Genomic DNA, 15317 nt, shown 5'->3' on the forward strand with positions numbered 1-15317 from the left:
CCCATGGCGAACTCCAGCCGCTCGGCCAGCGCACTGACCCCGTCAGCGGCCCCGATCGGCAGTCGACGGTCCACGGCGAAGGTGACGCTGAGACAGGCCCCATCGACCGGGAGCACCTGGGCGCACGCCGCCGCGAGCCGGTCGGGGAGACCCGACGCCGTCACCGCACTGTCCGCCGGGTGCCGAGCGCCCGCATGATCGCTGCCTCGACGTCGTCGCCAGGCCCGATCACGGGCCGACCCCAGCCCCCGTGCAGGGCCGAACGAAGCAATCGTGATCGAGCCGTTCCCGATTCGATTCGGGTGTGTGCCGGTTGCCCGGACGGTCGGACCGGGACTGGGTCACGGGCTTGAGTGTGTTCCGGGTCTACGCCGTCCGCATCTCTGCTCTGGTCAGCCCCGGCTTTGAGCACCGACCGCCGGTCGACCGCGCCTCCCAGCAGGTCGACGTCAGCCGAGCCGCCGCGGGGGCAGTCTCACCCCGACCGGGGAGTGCACCGTCGCGGGCAGGTCGTAGGTGACGGTGACGACGTCGGTGTCCCACTCCTCGCTGGCTGGCCGCCCCGCCAGAACGCCGAGGAGTTCAGAGACGAGGCCTTGCCCACTACGCCGCGCTGACAGCGTCAGGAGCAGAGGCTGACGTCCACTGGCCCACCGCTGTAGTCGCACGTGTTCGAGGCACCACCTGAGGTCACCCGGAACGGTTCACCTCCGGGGCCAAGGACCGTCTCGGTTCCCGATTCACCCTGGCTGCTCCACCGCACGTCGAGTTCGAACGTGACCGTCCCGTCGTCGAGGTCCGCGTGCACGGCAAACTCCTCCGCATCCGTTGAAGAGACCTCGTAGGGGAAGGTCAGGGGCGTGAGCGCCCAGGCCGGCGCCCCAGGTGGGGGATCGAAGTCGTCCTGGCCGGCGGGAGTCAATATCGGGTTCTCCGCCGCCAGGTCCACGGTGCTGAACCGGTACGCACTGGGCGAACCGCAGGCGCCGGCGACCGCTACGCCCTCGAGAGGGGCACTTCGGTCGACGACGCGGACCGAGATGTCGTCGATGACGAGTTGGGCATCCGAGGCGGCATCGATGGTGAGTGTGAGCAACATCTGGCTGTAAGCAGCACCGCGGGTGGTGGGTCCCCAGTCGAGCCAGCCTTCGTCCTGCCCCTTCGGGGGCGCGGCGACGAGGTCGTCCAACGTCCCAGGCGCCAGCCAGCCGTAATTCCCGCAGTTCCCATCGGCGACCTGAGCATCGATGCGTGGGCCCGGCGGTGCGTCAGCAGCAGCGGCGGCGGGGACCTGCCCGATGTCGCGCCCGGCGAAGAAGTAGAGCACCAGGACGGCGACGAGGATGATCGCGACAAGCGCGACCATGGGCCCTCCCTGCAAACCGATACGGTTGCCGACGTGGACGTTCCGTCCGACGTGACTGATATTCCACACCGTCACGGCCCGCGCAATGTCAGCAGGCACGGTATCCGGGACGGGGGGAGTCTCAGGTCGGGGGCGAGCCCAGTAGCTCACGGCACCACCGACCAGGGTCAGCAGAACCACTGCTGCCCACGCACGCCAGTCGTGCTTGAAGTCGGTGGCCACGTTGATCACGATGGCCGTGGCCGTTGCGATGGCTGAGATTCCGACGCTGAAACCGAAACGCATACCTGCACCCCCGAGTTGCACCGAGGGTGGCAGTCGGGTGTGGCCTGGGCAAGGTCGCCAGCGGCACCAGCTATGGCGGAGCTCCGGAGCGGTCGTAGGGCGCTGTACCTGATCGAGGGCTGAGGTCAGCCGAGCCGCCGCGGGGGCAGTCTCACCCCGACCGGGGAGTGCACCGCGCCGGGCAGGTCGTAGGTGACGGTGACGACGTCGGTGTCCCACTCCTCGCGGGCCGGGCGGCCCGGGTGCCACCACGGGCGGGGCCGGTCGGCGCGGGCGGTGATCCGCAGGCGCAGGTCCGGTCCGCGGTCGCTCTGGGCCAGGGTGACCCGCACCTGCCGCTGGTCCCCCACCCGCATCGGCCCGGGGAGCACGATGGTGTCCAGCGGGGTGCCGCGCCCGGTCTCCATGAGCTGCCCGGCGGCCCGGGTGCCGGCCAGGGGCGGCAGCACGGAGAGGGTGAGCTCGGCGAGCAGAGGGCCATGCTCGTGGACCAGGACGACGTGCGGCGGCCCGGCGGGCCCGTTGAGCCGGTAGCCGCGGGCGGTGATCCGCGGCCGTCGCTGCTCGTGGTGCTGGGCCTCCAGGATGCCCTGGGAGCGCTGACCCAGGCGGTAGGTCAGCCCCGACATCCCCAGCCCGACGACACCGACCACGATTCCGACGACGACGCTTGCATCCACGCTGGCCCCCCGACTCCCGGGCCACCTCGTGGTCGGCCCGACCGGACAGCCTAGGGCTGACTGAAAGCAGTAACCTCGGCACGCAGTGTGACGTCCACTGGGATCGTTACCGCGTGCCGCACCCCAGAGGCCACGGCTGTGAGCGTCCCCAACGGGGGCGCTTCTACCGTCGTCGCGGTGGACAACCGTGCCGGTGACCCGCCGCACGCGATGTGGGTGACCACTCCACCGTTCTCCGCCGGCGATGACGTCCAGCCCGGGTTGCTCTGCGCCTGGGAGCGCGACGTCGATGACGCGATCTGGCGGGCGCGGGTGTGGTGCCTGCGGGAGACCCGCACCCGGGTTCCCTGGTCCTGACTTCCGGGCACGGTGCCGGCGACCCGGGGTCGAGCCTCGGGACCGTGACGAGTTCTGGTACGAGCGGATCGACGGCGTTGACGTCGGCCACGGCGGGGATGGCCCGGTGGGGCTGGCGCCGGCGTGGGCGGGCGTCGAACGTGGGGCCGTGGGGCCATGGGGCTCTGACGGTCGCGTCTGAGGTGGGTGGCTGAAGCGGGGCAGGATGATGTGCCCCTGCCCGCGGGTGCGCTGCCGGGGTGGCCGGGGAGGCTCGCGGTCCAGGGAAGAGTCGGGGATCTGGGCCGGGATGGAAGCGACCCCAGGAGCGCCTGGCCCGAGATCGTCGGCGGCCCTGGACGGCGAGATCGGCCGCCCTACGCGCCGCCCACCGGCACGGGAGGGGAGGGGCGCGATCCGTGGTCTCTACATGGACGCGTCGAGTGGTGGCCCGCCGTTGGGCCGCCTCGGCCGCCGCAGTTGGGGGCGTTGGCCGGCGGAGCGGACTCGCTTGATGGGCGTGGCCGTGGCCGGCCCGCTGTAGCCGCCGGGGATGCGTACTGCGCCCTCGGGGCGCCATCGAACGTCGGTGGGGTTCGGGAGGTCAGCTCCACGGAACGTGATGACGGTGTCGGCGTTGCCGACGCACAGGCAGGGGTGGGTCAGAGGCCCGGTCCAGGCGTAGACGGCACCGCGGCCTGCGGTGAGGGTGGTGATGATGGTCAGCCGGCCTATCTGGCGGCTGGCGAGATCGGCATCTCCGGCGATTCCGGCGGCGGGGATCTGGTCGACGTTCATGATCTGGGCCGCTGCTACGGCGGTGGTGTAGTGGCACAGCGTTGCTGCATTGAGCTGTTCGAGCTGCTCCGTACTCAGGGGCGAGTACCGGGCGGCGAGGAGTCGGAAGACCCCGACAGCCACGACGGCGAAGATCACCACTCGGACCGTGAGGCTGAACGGGCCAGCCGAGGGAGGTGCCTGGACCAGCACGACCCAGCCGACCACCAGGGCGATGACGCCCGCTACGACGGCCCCGAGGAGCTGAACGAGCGGTCGGGGCCGCGGTAGCCGCTTCATGCCCGGTCACCCTGGGGGTTCTCGGCGCGGGTGGCGCGGGTGGCGCGGGTGGTGGCTCCTTCCAAGGCGCGGCGGACGGTGGCCAGCTCGACGGCGAGGTCGGCGCGCTCGTCGCGGGCCCGCTGAGCGCTCTCCTCGGCGCGGTCGACGGTGGACTCTGCGCGCTCGGCCCGCCGGTTGGCGGCGGTGACCAGGTCGGCCTGGGCGGTGGCGCGGGCCTCGGCGAGCTCGGCGCGGCCCTCGGCCTGGGTGGCGGCCCGCCGGGCGGCGGCGGTCTGCTCGGCCTCGGCGATCGCGAGCCGGCTGGCGGTCTGCACCTGGTCGACCAGCTGGCGGGCTTCCCGCTCGGCGGCGAGGGCCTGGTCGCGGGCGGTGTCGGCGGCCAGCCGGGCGGCGTGCTCCTCGGCCCGTACTGCTTCGGCGCGGTCTGCCTGCTCCCGGGCCGCGGCTGCGGCAGCGTCGGCGACCGCGCGGGCGGTGTCGGCGACGTCGCGGGCGGCGACTGCTTCGGCGCGGGCGGTCTCGGCCGAGCCGCGGGCCACCTCGGCGGCCGCGGTGCGGGCTAGCGCGTCGGCCAGGTCGGCCTGGGCGCGCTCGGTCTGGGCGCGGGCGGTCTCGACCAGGGCCAGGGCCTCGTCCCGTTCGGCCCGGGCGGTGCGGGCGATCTCCTCGGCGCGTTCGGCGTCGGCCAGGGCTTCAGCGGCGGTGACGTCGGCGGCGTGTCGCTGGCGCTCGGCGGTGGAGGCGCGCACCTCGGCCTCGGCGACGTCGCGCCGGGCGTCGGCCTGCACCGAGGCGCGCTCGGCCTCCACGCTCTCGGCGTCGGTGGCCTCGGCCAGTGCGGCGCGGGCGACGTCGAGCTGGTCGGTGACGGCGGTGAGCAGCTGCTGCAGGCGGTCCACCGAGGCGCCCAGGGTGGCATTCGCGATCGACACCGGGCGCTCGGTGGCCGCGGCCGCCGGCAGCCCGGCCACCGCGGCCCGGGCCAGCTCCCGGTCCCGGCTGCGCGCGGCGGCGTAGAACGCGGTGCGGTTGTGCTCCCCGCGGGTGCAGAACGTGCTGGGCCGGCCCCCGCTCGGGGGCGGCGGGGCGACCGGGTTGTCGCACTCCCCCAGCTCGTGGAACCGGCACAGCACCGGGCCGGCCGGGCCGGTGGTGTACGTCGACTGCCCCGGTGCGCTCATGCCCGTATCGCAGCGTCACCGTGTTACGCACGCAACCGGTTACGTACGCAACATGGTGACGCTTGCTTGCCGGTGCCGACGGGCGGGGCCTTCTCAGCCCTCGTTGTCGGCCTGGCCGCTGGGGCCTGGATGGCGTCGGCGAGCCGGTGGTGGGCGGCACGGCAGCAGCTCTGCCCGCTCCGGGCTCACACGGACAAGGGTCTGCCCCCGTCGATGTTCGACGGGGGCAGACCTGTCACCGCGGGGTGACGTTGATGTCGGCTGGGATCAGCTGACCGAGCAGACGCCGTCGCCGGTGGCCGAGCCGTTGGCGTTGCCCCGCATCCGTGCACACGGGGTCGGGCTCTGCACGTCGATGCCGGCCGCACCCAGGATGAACTGGAACTGGGTGTAGACGCGACCCTGGCCACCGAAGACACCAGACCCACCGGTGCGGACCCCGGCGTACCGCCATCCGGGGGTGCTGGTCTCCCCGCCGCGCTCGACGAGGCGGGCGCTGGTGACGCTGCTGCCGTTGGAGCACCAGCCGCCGGTCGTGAAGTAGGTGTAGAGGGTGTTACCGGCGGCGGCCTTGGCCGAGCGGTTGATCTTGGACGTCCAGCAGCCACTGGCTCTGGCTGCGGATGTGGCGTTGAGCGTGGGCACCCCGGAAGTCCGGGCGGTAGCCCGGGCTGTGGCGTCGGCAGGAGTGATCACGACACTGGTCGCCGAGTCGGCGACGAGCTGGGTGTCGATGAGCTGCTGGGCCTGGGCCTCGCTCATCGTGGCGAAGACCGCGGCCAAGCCGGCCTCGTCCACCGGGAGCGAGGACACCTCGACGGCCTGGGCGACGAGGTCGTCGACCGGGGTCACCTCCTCGGCCATCGCAGCGGGGGCGCTGCTGATGATCGTGGCGGCGACCAGCGTGGACAGGCCGACTGTGGACCACATGCGTCGCTTCATGGACTACCTCTTCGGATTAGGAGTGGGGTGTATCCGGAAGCTCGGCCGAGCGGCATGAAGGTGACACAAGGATTCTGGTCTCACAAGACTCTTGCGTCGCAAGGTACTGTGCAGGCGTGGGAAGCAACGACCGGGCACTGCTGCTCGCCAACCTCCGGCGCGGGGCGCTGGAGTACTGCGTGCTGGCCTACCTGCGCAACGGCCCCTCCTACGGCCTGGACATCGCCCGCGGCCTGGGCGCCGGTGCAGTACTCATCGAGAGCGAAGGGACGCTGTACCCACTGCTGTCCCGCCTGCGCAAGGGCGGCTTGGTGACCACCGAGCTGCGCGAGGCCAGCGGTGGGGCAGCACGCAGGTACTACGACCTCACCGACCTGGGCCGGTCCCAGCTGGAGACCTTCACCGACACCTGGCAGGAGTTCACGAGCAGCGTGAACTCGATTCTGATGGGAGAGCCCCTGTGACCAGAACGGCACCACGAGCGGTCGAGTCCTACCTCGACCACCTGCGCGTTCTCCTGTCCGGGGCCGACCCGGCCGACCGGGAGGACATCGTGTCCTCGGTGCGCGAGCACATCGAGGACTCCCTCGCCCAGCTCGACCACCCCGCCACCGACTCCGACGTGGACCAGGTGCTCACCCACCTGGGTCCGGCCGAGGACGTGGTCGCCTCCTGGGCCGACGGGATGCCGGCCACCTGGCCACCCGGGCCGCCGGCCCCAGCGCCGGGGAGCCTGCTGTGGGCCGTGGCCTGCGTGCTGCTGGCCGTGCTGTCGGTGATGGCGCTGGCCGTGCCCCTGGTCGGGCCGGTGTTCCAGCTGGTCGCCCTGGCCATCACCGTGATCGCCGCCCGCCGCGCCGTGGGACACCGCGGGGTGCACATCGCAGCAGCCGCCCTGACCGCCGTCTCCCTGATCCTGTCCCTCGTGGTGCTGCTGTTCCTCACCGCCGCCAGCGACGGACCCGCCGACGGCGAGGTCCCTACCCCCACCTCGGTGAGTTCCATCGGCTGACCCTGCGGTGAGCGTCGGACGGCGCCGCCGAGGAGCAGGTCCGCGCTCAGAGCCAGGCGGGGACCCTCGGCAGCCCACCGGTGAGCCCGGCGCCGTCCGAGCGCCCGGTCACCCAGGCCACCAAAGCCGGCAGCGACCCGGTGACGACGGTCGAGCCGCTCCCCCAGCTCGCCTCGCCGGCCCGCAGCGTGAGGTCGGGCTGCTCGCCGCGGTGCGCCCACATGGCCAGGACGTCGTCCAGCAGCGCCGCGAGGACGTCGTCGGGCAGGTCCTCGAAGCCCACCCCGGCAGCCAGGTCGACGGCGTGCACGTACACCTCGCGGCAGCGCATCCAGACCACCTCGGAGGCCGGCACGGTGCGCCCGGAGAAGGTGGCCACCTCGTGCTCCCAGGCGTCGGCGGGCAGCTCCTGGACGGCGGTCACGAACCGGACCACCGAACCCAGCACCTCCGCCCGCAGCGCGGCCGGGGACAGCGCCGTCGCCGACTCGATGCCCGCGGCCCGGTCCTCGGGCGAGGCGTACATCGGCGTCCGGTCACCGGTGCGCGCCCAGGTCAGCAGGTTGACCAGGGCGTCGGCGTTGCGGGCGACGTGGGCCAGCAGCTGGTGCCGCGACCAGCCCGGCAGCAGCGAGGGGTCGGCGAACTCCGGGTCGGTCAGCCGGCCCAGCGCGGTGGCCAGCAGCTGCTCGCCCTCGGCCCAGCTGTCCAGGGTGTCCGGGAGGGTCACGGCCGGGGGCCGGCGAGCCGGCGGGCGGTCTCGGCGGCGCCGTCGTCCAGACCGTCGGTGCCCGTGCTGCGGTGCAGCGCGACCTGGTCGGCGATCCACTGCTGGTGGGCGTCCCAGGCCTGCCCGGCGTCGCCGTCCAGGGCAGTGGCGACGTCGGCCCAGCCGGCCCCCTCGCGCAGCGCGGCGTGCATGCCCAGGTGCCGGCTGTCGTGGGCCTTGCGGAAGACGACCTCGCCCAGGGCCAGCAGCTCCAGCGCCTCGTGCCGGTCCAGCGTGGTGCCGGTGTTGCGCAGGTCGGCCAGGAAGTCGTCGGCGTCGGCCGGGGTGGTGGCCTCGACGACACCGGCGTCCCGGCGCGACAGGAAGTCGATCCGGTTGGCCGCGGTGACCAGGGTGACCTCGTCCTCGAGTTCTCGTGGCGTGATGCTCATGCCCCCACCCTCCCGCAGGACGACGACGGCCGCCGTCCCCGGGGGGACGGCGGCCGTGCGTGCGGAGCGGGGTGGGTCAGGCCTTGCGGCCCTTCTTGGCCCGGGCGTCGGCGATCATCTGCTTGGCCTTGGCCTGGTTCTCGGGCTTGCGGGCCGCGGCGATGACCTTCTGCGCCGCGGCTCCCTTGAGCAGTCCACTGAGCATCCCCACGGGAGGCCTCCTCGGTCGTGTCGGGTCGGAGAGAGCTGTATGCCCGGTGCGGACGAGGTGCACACGTCAACCACTCTCAGCGCACGCACGGGATCGTCTGCGGCCCCACCGGGAGCACGCAGACCCTGGCCGAACGGCCCAGCCGGGCGACTCCGCGGCGATGGTCGCGGCGATGTCCGTCGTCCGGGTCAGGTGGGCCTGCGCGAGCTCGTGGGCAGTGAGCCCCACCACCGACGTGGCGGCCCGGTGGGTGCCGGAGGCGACCGGGTCCGCAGTCCTCCCCCGGGTCAGGCCGCGGTCGTCCCGCGGCCGCGGTGATGCTCCAGCCAGACGGCGACCAGCTCCAGGACGTCAGCCTCCAGGTGCACCGGCCGCCGCTGCGCCTCGGCCCGGCGGCTGACCAGCCCGGCGTCCTCGAGCACCCGCAGGTGCTTGGAGACCGCCTGCGGCGTGACGTCGTAGTGCCCGGCCAGCTCCGTGACAGTCGCGTCCCCGTGCCGCAGCCGCCCGACCAGGTCCCGCCGGATCGGGTCGGCCAGCGCCGACAGCACCCGGGACAACGCATCCGCCACGCGGGTAGCCAACCACCCGGTTGCGCACGACGCCGGGAGATCGCGGGGCGGACCTGTCGATCGACGGCGGGGCCGTTCGTGGAGAGGGTGGGACCGGCACCGCGCCGGCCCACCCACCCCGACCCACCCAGGAGACAGTCATGGCCCAGTACCTGCTCAGCGTCGTCACCCCCGGTTCCGGCACCGGGGAGCACCCGGTGCCCACCCCCGAGCAGCTCGAACCGATCATGGCCCGGGTCGCCGCACTCCAGTCGGACATGCGGGAGGCCGGGGTGTGGGTGTTCTCCGGCGGGCTGGAGGCGCCCTCGACGGCGACCGTGCTCCGCCCCGCCGACGACGGCGGGCTGCTGACCGTGGACGGCCCGTTCGCCGAGGGCAAGGAGTACCTGGGCGGCCTCACCGTCATCGACGTCGCCGACCTGGACGCCGCCCTGGACTGGGCCGGCCGCACGGTGGCCGCCATCGGGCTGCCGATCGAGGTCCGGCCCTTCGCGTGGTGACGCCCGACCCGCTGGCCGAGGTGGAGCGGGTGTTCCGCGCCGAGCACGGCCGGGCGGTCGCCGGGCTGACCCGGGTGCTGGGCGACCTGGACCGGGCCGAGGACGCGGTCGCCGAGGCGTTCACGGTCGCCGTCGCCACCTGGCCGCAGCGCGGGGTGCCGCCGAACCCGGGCGGCTGGGTGGTGACGACGGCGCGCAACCGCGCGGTCGACCGGCTGCGCCGGGAGGCGGTCGGCGCAGCGAAGCTGGCGGAGGTCGCCCGCCTGCAGCACGAGCCGGAACCGGTGGAGGAGGGCGTGGTGCGCGACGACCAGCTGCGGCTGCTCTTCACCTGCTGCCACCCGGCGCTGGCCCCGGCCGCGCGGGTCGCGCTGACCCTGCGGCTGGTCGCCGGGCTGACCACCGCCGAGATCGCCCGGGCCGCGCTGGTGCCCGAGGCGACGGTGGCGGCCCGCATCACCCGCGCCAAGCACAAGATCCGGACGGCCCGCATCCCCTGGCGGGTGCCGGCGGAGGCCGACCTGCCGGGCCGCTGGGCCTCGGTGCTGGCCGTCGTCCACGCGGTGGGCACGGAGGCGCACTCCCCCGCCGCGGGTGCCGAGGTCAGCCGGGACGACCTGCTGGAGGAGGCGGTCCGGCTGGCCCGGTTGCTGCTCGAGCTGCGCCCCGCCGACCCCGAGGCCACCGGCCTGCTCGCCCTGCTGCTGCTCACCGCGTCCCGCCGGCCCGCCCGGGTGGCTGACGGCGCGCCGGTGCCGCTGGACCGGCAGGACCGCCGTTCGTGGTCCCGGCCGCTGGTCGAGGAGGGCCAGGCGCTGGTGCGGGACTGCCTGCGGTGGGGCCGGCCGGGCCCGTACCAGCTGCAGGCGGCGATCGCGGCGGTGCACGCGGACGCACCCACCTGGGCGGCCACCGACTGGTCGCAGGTGGTGGCGCTGTACGACCAGCTGCGGGTGGTGGCGCCGTCGGCGGTGGTCGAGCTCAACCGGGCGGTTGCGATCGCCGAGCTGGACGGCCCGTCGGTCGGGCTGGCCCTGGTCGACCGGCTGGACCTGGACCGCTCGCCGGTGCTGCACGCCGTCCGGGCGGACCTGCTGCGCCGGCTGGGCCGGGACGACGAGGCCTGCGCCGCCTACGACGCCGCGCTGGAGCGGACGGCGAACGCCGCCGAGCAGGCCGACCTGCGCCGCCGCCGCGCGGGACTGCCCGGGGTCAGCTGACCGCTTCGCGGACCGCCAGCCAGAACTCCTCCGGGCCGTCGTGCGGGCCGGTCATCAGCCGCTGGGTCAGCAGCACCGCGGCCAGGTCCAGCGAGGGGTCCACGTAGCCGGTGGTGCCGGTGCCACCGGTCCAGCCGAACCGGCCCGGCGTCGTCCACGGGTCGGTGACCTCCAGGGTCAGCTCCAGGTTCCCGGCCGCCCACGTGCGGCCGGGACCCAGGAAGGCCTGGGCTGCGGCCCGCTGACCGGGGGTGAGCCGGTCGGCCAGCACGTCGGCGGCGGCGACACCGGGCAGCCGGTCGTCGGCGATCGCGGTGAGCAGCCCCAGCACGTCACCGGCGGTGGACACCAGCCCGCCACCCAGGGAGGGGAACACCGGCGGTCGGGTGAAGACGCCGTCCGGGCGGTCGAGGACGTCGAGGCCGTGCTCGCCGGGGGCGTACGCGGTGGGCAGCGGATCCGTCGTCCAGAAGGCGGTGTCGGTGAGCCCGAGCGGTCCGGTGACGCGCTCGGCGAGCAGTGCGCCCAGGTCGCGGCCGGTCGCCCGGGCCAGCAGCACGCCCAGCACGTCGCTGCTCGTGTGGTAGCGCCAGCCCTCGCCTGGCTGGTCGGTCAGCGGCAGTGCACCCAGCCGGGCCAGCCACTCCCCCGGCTCGAGCGCCGGTGGCAGCGGACCCGGGCTGACGCCCCGCTCCCACATCGCGTGCGCCAGCGGCGAGGCGTCCATCCGCAGCCCCGACCCGGCCGTCATCTGCAGCAGGTCGGCCACCGTCACCGGGGCGCGGGCCGGCACCCGGGTGCCCAGGTCGGCGTCCGGGACCACCAGCACGTGCAGGTCGGCGAGCTCGGGCAGCCACCGGGTGACGTCGTCGTGGAGCGCCACGGTGCCGTCGGCGACCAGGCCGAGGGCCAGCACCCCGCCGAACGGCTTGGTCAGCGAGGCGATCCGGAACGGCGTCCGCGGGGCCATCGGGCGCCCGCCGCCGACCTCGTGCGTGCCGACGGCGTGCACGTGGGTCCGGCTAGCGTGCCGGACGGCGGCCACCGCGCCCGGGTAGCGGCCCTGCGCCACGTGCCGGTCCAGCAGGCGGGTCAGTGCGGTGAGGTCCACGGGGTCAGGACCGGCGCGGGCCCGCGGACTCACCGGCGAGGTCGTTGATGCCCTCCGTCGTCACCACGCCCGGGGCCCCGCCACCGGTGACCGCGGCGAGGAACGCCCGCCCGACCGCCTCGGTGCTGGTGACCTGGCCGGGGACCACCCGGGTGAGCACCGGGAACAGCGGCCGCAGGACCGCGTACAGCGCGCCGTAGAGCCGGGTCTTGGTGCGGATGCCGTGCAGCGGCTGGATGAGGCCGGGCCGGAACGACCAGGCACGCAGCGGCAGCGCGGCGACGGCGTCCTCGGTCTCGCCCTTGACCCGGGCCCACATCAGCCGGCCGTGCCGGTCGGTGCCCGCGCCGGAGACGTAGACGAACGCCGACCCCGGCGAGGCGTCGGCGACCGCCCGGGCGACGCCCACGGTGAGGTCGTGGGTCAGCCGCCGGTACTCGGCCTCGCGCATCCCGGTGGAGGAGACGCCGACCGAGTCGAACGTGGCGTCGACCCCGGCCAGGTGCTCCCCCGGCGTCGCCAGGTCCCCGACGACGACCTGCGTCAGCTTCGGGTGCGCGACGTCCAGCGCGGTCCGGACGACGACCCGGACCGCGGCCACCCGGTCGTCACGCAGGCACTCGCGCAGCACGCCCTGCCCGACCATCCCGCTCGCCCCGAACACCAGCACCGTCAGCCCGTCGCCCATGCCGGTCAGTCTGGACCCGGCAGAACCCGGTTGCCCCCTGCCCGAGACTGACCGGGTGGACGGGGAAGCGATCGGGACGACGACGGGCATCGAGGCGGGCATCGAGGCGGGCATCCAGACGGGCATCCAGACGGGCCGGAGGACACGACCCGGTGCCCTGGACGTCGTCGTCAGCCGGCCGGCGGACGTGGGCGAGGCGCTGGTGGCCCGGGCGCTGACGGACGGGCTGCTGACCGTCCAGCGCAGCGGCTCGACCACCGGCGCGGTCCCGGACCTGGCCGCGCTGGCGCCCTCGGGCGCACTGACCGTGCTGGACCAGCGGTCCGCGGGGTCGCACGCCCTGGTGGTGGAGCTGCCCGGGCTGCTGGTCCGCCTCTCGTCCTACCGGGAGGTGCTCGACGTCGACGTCGTCGGGGAGGACGTGGCCACCACCGAGGCCTGCCTGCGCCAGGTGCTGGGGTCCGCCCGGGAGGCGGCCCGCCAGCCCGACGGGTGGGTGCGGATGCGGCTGTGGTCCTACCGCGGTGACTACGCCGACATGTCGACCCGGCAGGTGCTGGCGCCCTCCTGGCCCGCGGTGGCCGGCAACTACGCGGCCCCGACGGCCACCGCGTTGGCCCCGCTGATGACCGCCCCGGACGTGGACGACCGGGCCGGCCGGCTCGTGCTCTGGCACGGGGCACCCGGGACCGGCAAGACGACCGCCGTCCGCGCGCTGGCGCAGCAGTGGTCGTCGTGGTGCGAGCCGCACTACGTGACCGACCCGGAGAAGCTCTTCGCCGAGACGGCCTACCTGCTGCAGGTGGCCGGGGTGGACGACGTCGACGACGACGACCGGCAGGCCCCCTGGCGACTGGTCGTCGCCGAGGACTGCGACGAGTACCTGCGGGCCGACGCGAAGCAGCGGTCCGGGGCGTCGCTGGGGCGGCTGCTCAACCTGTGCGACGGCATCCTCGGCCACGGCCTGAAGGTCGTGGTGCTGCTGACGACCAACGAGGACCTGGGCAGCCTGCACCCGGCGATCACCCGGCCCGGCCGGTGCCTGAGCCAGGTCGACTTCGCACCGCTGTCCCCCGCCGAGGCGGACGCCTGGCTGGGCGGTGCGGGGCCCACCCCGACCCGACCGACCACCCTGGCCGAGCTGTACGCGCTGCGCGAGGACCGCCGCTCCGGCTCCACCGGGCCCCCGGAGCAGGGCGGCTACCTATGAGCCTCAGCAGGCAGCGGTCACCGGGCGCCCGGCGGCCACCGCGGACAGCCACAGCCCGAACGGGACGACGCTCTGCACCCCGCCGGTGACGTGCTCGGCGGGCAGCAGGTCCAGCCGGGTGGTCACCCCGGCGGCGCACCAGGTGTCGTGCAGCTGCTGGGCCTGCCCGAGCGCGACGACCTGGTCGAAGGCGGCGTGCGACTGGTAGGTCGGCACGGTCGGGGCCGGCCGGTCGGCGAGCCGGTTCTCGGCCAGCACCGCGGCGATGGCCGGCTCCTGCAGCAGCTCGGCCACCCCGCTGCCGTCGGTCGTGTAGTCCGACAGCGAGGTGCCGGCGGTGGCGAGCATGGTCGGACCGCCGACGCACTCGCTGCGCAGCCCGGCCACCACCTGCCGGCCCCGGGGGTCGAGCCGCTCGTCCAGCCGGACGGCGTCGGGGTACGCGGCGTCGAGCCCGACGATGCCCAGCAGCCCGAAGTAGGCGTTCGGGCCGCCGTCCAGGCCCTCGGAGACCGACTGCAGGTCGGCCGGCACCCCGCCGACGGCGACCCCGCGCAGCGCGAGGTCCGGAGCGTACTCGGCCGCCAGGGACGCCGCCCACGCGGCACCACCACCGCCCTGGGAGTAGCCCTGCAGCAGCACCGGGGAGCTGTCCGTCGTCCGGGCGCCGGGGACGGCGGACGCGGCGCGGGCCAGGTCGAGGACGGCGTGCGCCATGGCCGGACCGGTCGTGTACGTCGGCGAGCCGCCGGTCAGGTACCCGTCGTAGTCGGTGACGGCGACGCTGAACCCCCGGGCGAGGGCGGCCGCGACGGGCGCCGCCTCGTACTCGGTGCCGGCGACGAACTGCCGGCTGGGCGCGCACTGCGGACCCAGTCCCTGGGTGCCCGGGGCCAGGGTGAGCAGGGTGCCCGCGGTCGACGACGGGGCCAGTGTCGGGGTGAACACGGTGCCGGAGACGACCTGCGGCGTGCCGTCGACGGTCGTCGAGGTGTAGAGCACCGTCGTCGCCCGGAACGGCAGCACCCCGGCCAGCGGGACGGCGGCCGGGCGGGTGCGCAGCACGGTGCCGGGGGCCCCGGTGGCGGCCGGCGGGTCGTAGAACGGGTCGGCGGCGGCGAGCGGCGCGGGCACGACGGTGGCCGGGCTGGCGGGCCCCTCGGCCGCGGCGGGGCCGGCGGTGGACAGCACCACGGCGGCGACGGCGGCGAGCAGGACGGACGGGCGACGGGACACGGGGACCTCGTTGTCGTGGGTGTCTGTTGTCGGGGTTCACACACACCATGGCACGCGGTCGACCTCGGCGTCAGCCCCCGACGGCGTCCACCAGCCGGTCCAGGAAGGCCAGCTGGCCCTTCACGAGCTTGGTGCGGGCGGTGTCCAGGTCCAGCCAGGCGGCCCGGTCGATCTCGGGGAACTCCTGCACCCGGCCCGAACGCGGCGGCCACTCCAGGGAGAAGGTGTTGCTGAGGACGGCGTCGGCGTCCAGGTCGCCCTCGGCGGCGAAGACGGTCAGCGTCTTGGACCCCTTCACCACACCCAGCGGCAGCAGGTCGGCCGGTGCGGGTGAGCCGGTCTCCTCGGCGAACTCGCGGCGGGCGGCGGTCTCGGCGTCCTCGTCGGCGGTGTGCTCGCCCTTGGGGATCGACCAGGCGTGCTCGTCCTTCCTGGCCCAGAACGGGCCGCCCATGTGCCCGAGCAGCACCTGCAGCTCCGGTGCGCGGCGGTACAGCAGGACCCCGGAGCTCAGACGTGGCGGCAC

At 74.5% G+C, this 15317-nt stretch carries 19 protein-coding genes; 6 read left to right on the top strand and 13 right to left on the bottom strand.

Annotated features, from left to right (window positions below; translation table 11 throughout):
* Positions 1-622 precede the first annotated feature (622 nt).
* Together ASG41_RS07135 and ASG41_RS07140 are read right to left on the bottom strand one after the other, a co-directional pair.
* A complete protein-coding gene (locus tag ASG41_RS07135; RefSeq protein ID WP_056291902.1) occupies positions 623-1651 on the bottom strand; it encodes a hypothetical protein in 1029 nt (342 codons plus the stop codon).
* A gap of 125 nt (positions 1652-1776) precedes the next feature.
* A complete protein-coding gene (locus ASG41_RS07140) occupies positions 1777-2331 on the bottom strand; it encodes a hypothetical protein (protein WP_157519135.1) in 555 nt (184 codons plus the stop codon).
* Between the two features lie 177 nt (positions 2332-2508).
* Between ASG41_RS07140 and ASG41_RS23480 the strand changes: the two genes are divergently transcribed.
* Positions 2509-2688, top strand: coding sequence for a hypothetical protein (locus tag ASG41_RS23480; protein WP_157519137.1), 180 nt, complete (start codon positions 2509-2511; stop codon positions 2686-2688).
* A gap of 405 nt (positions 2689-3093) precedes the next feature.
* On the opposite strand, the gene ASG41_RS07145 is transcribed toward ASG41_RS23480, so the two are convergent.
* The 3 genes from ASG41_RS07145 to ASG41_RS07155 all read right to left on the bottom strand — a co-directional run bounded on the left by ASG41_RS07145 (position 3094) and on the right by ASG41_RS07155 (position 5858).
* Positions 3094-3603 (bottom strand): hypothetical protein, encoded by a 510-nt coding sequence (locus tag ASG41_RS07145; protein WP_157519139.1) that lies wholly within the window; start codon positions 3601-3603, stop codon positions 3094-3096.
* A gap of 137 nt (positions 3604-3740) precedes the next feature.
* Positions 3741-4928 carry a hypothetical protein gene (locus ASG41_RS07150; RefSeq protein ID WP_056291916.1) on the bottom strand — a complete coding sequence of 396 codons (1188 nt, stop codon included), beginning with the start codon at positions 4926-4928 and terminating at the stop codon, positions 3741-3743.
* A 267-nt stretch (positions 4929-5195) separates the two neighbouring features.
* Positions 5196-5858, bottom strand: a complete 663-nt coding sequence (locus tag ASG41_RS07155) for a hypothetical protein (RefSeq protein WP_056291920.1) — start codon at positions 5856-5858, stop codon at positions 5196-5198.
* Between the two features lie 128 nt (positions 5859-5986).
* On the opposite strand from ASG41_RS07155, the gene ASG41_RS07160 reads away from it, so the two are divergent.
* Together ASG41_RS07160 and ASG41_RS07165 are read left to right on the top strand one after the other, a co-directional pair.
* Positions 5987-6334: a PadR family transcriptional regulator gene (locus ASG41_RS07160; protein WP_200938772.1), complete on the top strand. Its 348-nt coding sequence runs from the start codon at positions 5987-5989 to the stop codon at positions 6332-6334.
* Entirely contained in the window at positions 6331-6882 is a 552-nt protein-coding gene (locus ASG41_RS07165) for a hypothetical protein (protein WP_056291923.1), read from the top strand. Before ASG41_RS07160 ends, ASG41_RS07165 begins: the two co-directional genes overlap by 4 nt.
* A gap of 46 nt (positions 6883-6928) precedes the next feature.
* Here the strand turns inward: ASG41_RS07165 and ASG41_RS07170 are convergent, their stop codons facing one another.
* The 4 genes from ASG41_RS07170 to ASG41_RS07180 all read right to left on the bottom strand — a co-directional run bounded on the left by ASG41_RS07170 (position 6929) and on the right by ASG41_RS07180 (position 8826).
* Positions 6929-7612, bottom strand: coding sequence for a maleylpyruvate isomerase family mycothiol-dependent enzyme (locus tag ASG41_RS07170; protein WP_056291926.1), 684 nt, complete (start codon positions 7610-7612; stop codon positions 6929-6931).
* Positions 7609-8043 carry a hypothetical protein gene (locus ASG41_RS07175; protein WP_056291929.1) on the bottom strand — a complete coding sequence of 145 codons (435 nt, stop codon included), beginning with the start codon at positions 8041-8043 and terminating at the stop codon, positions 7609-7611. Before ASG41_RS07175 ends, ASG41_RS07170 begins: the two co-directional genes overlap by 4 nt.
* A gap of 76 nt (positions 8044-8119) precedes the next feature.
* Positions 8120-8254, bottom strand: a complete 135-nt coding sequence (locus ASG41_RS25055) for a hypothetical protein (protein ID WP_255352970.1) — start codon at positions 8252-8254, stop codon at positions 8120-8122.
* Between the two features lie 287 nt (positions 8255-8541).
* Complete coding sequence (locus tag ASG41_RS07180; protein ID WP_082556678.1) at positions 8542-8826, bottom strand: helix-turn-helix transcriptional regulator; 285 nt, start codon at positions 8824-8826, stop codon at positions 8542-8544.
* 140 nt (positions 8827-8966) lie between these two features.
* Here ASG41_RS07180 and ASG41_RS07185 point away from each other — a divergent pair, with 140 nt between their 5' ends.
* Both ASG41_RS07185 and ASG41_RS07190 read left to right on the top strand, forming a co-directional pair.
* Positions 8967-9326, top strand: a complete 360-nt coding sequence (locus ASG41_RS07185; protein WP_056291933.1) for a YciI family protein — start codon at positions 8967-8969, stop codon at positions 9324-9326.
* On the top strand, positions 9320-10546 hold the full coding sequence (locus tag ASG41_RS07190; protein WP_235564604.1) for an RNA polymerase sigma factor: 1227 nt from the start codon (positions 9320-9322) through the stop codon (positions 10544-10546). The genes ASG41_RS07185 and ASG41_RS07190 overlap by 7 nt, the downstream gene beginning before the upstream one ends.
* Here the strand turns inward: ASG41_RS07190 and ASG41_RS07195 are convergent.
* The gene (locus tag ASG41_RS07195) at positions 10539-11657 is read right to left on the bottom strand and encodes a serine hydrolase (RefSeq protein WP_056292058.1); all 1119 of its coding nucleotides are present in this window, start codon (positions 11655-11657) and stop codon (positions 10539-10541) included. The genes ASG41_RS07190 and ASG41_RS07195 overlap by 8 nt on opposite strands.
* Before the next feature lie 4 nt (positions 11658-11661).
* Positions 11662-12345, bottom strand: a complete 684-nt coding sequence (locus ASG41_RS07200; protein WP_056291935.1) for an NAD(P)H-binding protein — start codon at positions 12343-12345, stop codon at positions 11662-11664.
* A gap of 55 nt (positions 12346-12400) precedes the next feature.
* On the opposite strand from ASG41_RS07200, the gene ASG41_RS07205 reads away from it, so the two are divergent.
* Complete coding sequence (locus ASG41_RS07205) at positions 12401-13555, top strand: DUF5925 domain-containing protein (RefSeq protein WP_235564605.1); 1155 nt, start codon at positions 12401-12403, stop codon at positions 13553-13555.
* Positions 13556-13558: 3 nt separating this feature from the next.
* Here ASG41_RS07205 and ASG41_RS07210 read toward each other — a convergent pair whose 3' ends face one another.
* Positions 13559-14791, bottom strand: coding sequence for a lipase family protein (locus tag ASG41_RS07210; protein ID WP_056291938.1), 1233 nt, complete (start codon positions 14789-14791; stop codon positions 13559-13561).
* A gap of 70 nt (positions 14792-14861) precedes the next feature.
* Positions 14862-15317: an NUDIX domain-containing protein gene (locus ASG41_RS07215; protein ID WP_162245539.1), complete on the bottom strand. Its 456-nt coding sequence runs from the start codon at positions 15315-15317 to the stop codon at positions 14862-14864.

The organism is Modestobacter sp. Leaf380 (assembly GCF_001424485.1).
Taxonomy (GTDB): Bacteria; Actinomycetota; Actinomycetes; order Mycobacteriales; family Geodermatophilaceae; genus Klenkia.

Excerpts from the sequence above, each read along its gene's own strand:
- ASG41_RS07135 (WP_056291902.1), bottom strand. The coding sequence starts at position 1,651 with ATGCGTTTCGGTTTCAGCGTCGGAATCTCAGCCATCGCAACGGCCACG.
- ASG41_RS07150 (WP_056291916.1), bottom strand. The coding sequence starts at position 4,928 with ATGAGCGCACCGGGGCAGTCGACGTACACCACCGGCCCGGCCGGCCCG.
- ASG41_RS07155 (WP_056291920.1), bottom strand. The coding sequence starts at position 5,858 with ATGTGGTCCACAGTCGGCCTGTCCACGCTGGTCGCCGCCACGATCATC.
- ASG41_RS07175 (WP_056291929.1), bottom strand. The coding sequence starts at position 8,043 with ATGAGCATCACGCCACGAGAACTCGAGGACGAGGTCACCCTGGTCACC.
- ASG41_RS07185 (WP_056291933.1), top strand. The coding sequence starts at position 8,967 with ATGGCCCAGTACCTGCTCAGCGTCGTCACCCCCGGTTCCGGCACCGGG.
- ASG41_RS07200 (WP_056291935.1), bottom strand. The coding sequence starts at position 12,345 with ATGGGCGACGGGCTGACGGTGCTGGTGTTCGGGGCGAGCGGGATGGTC.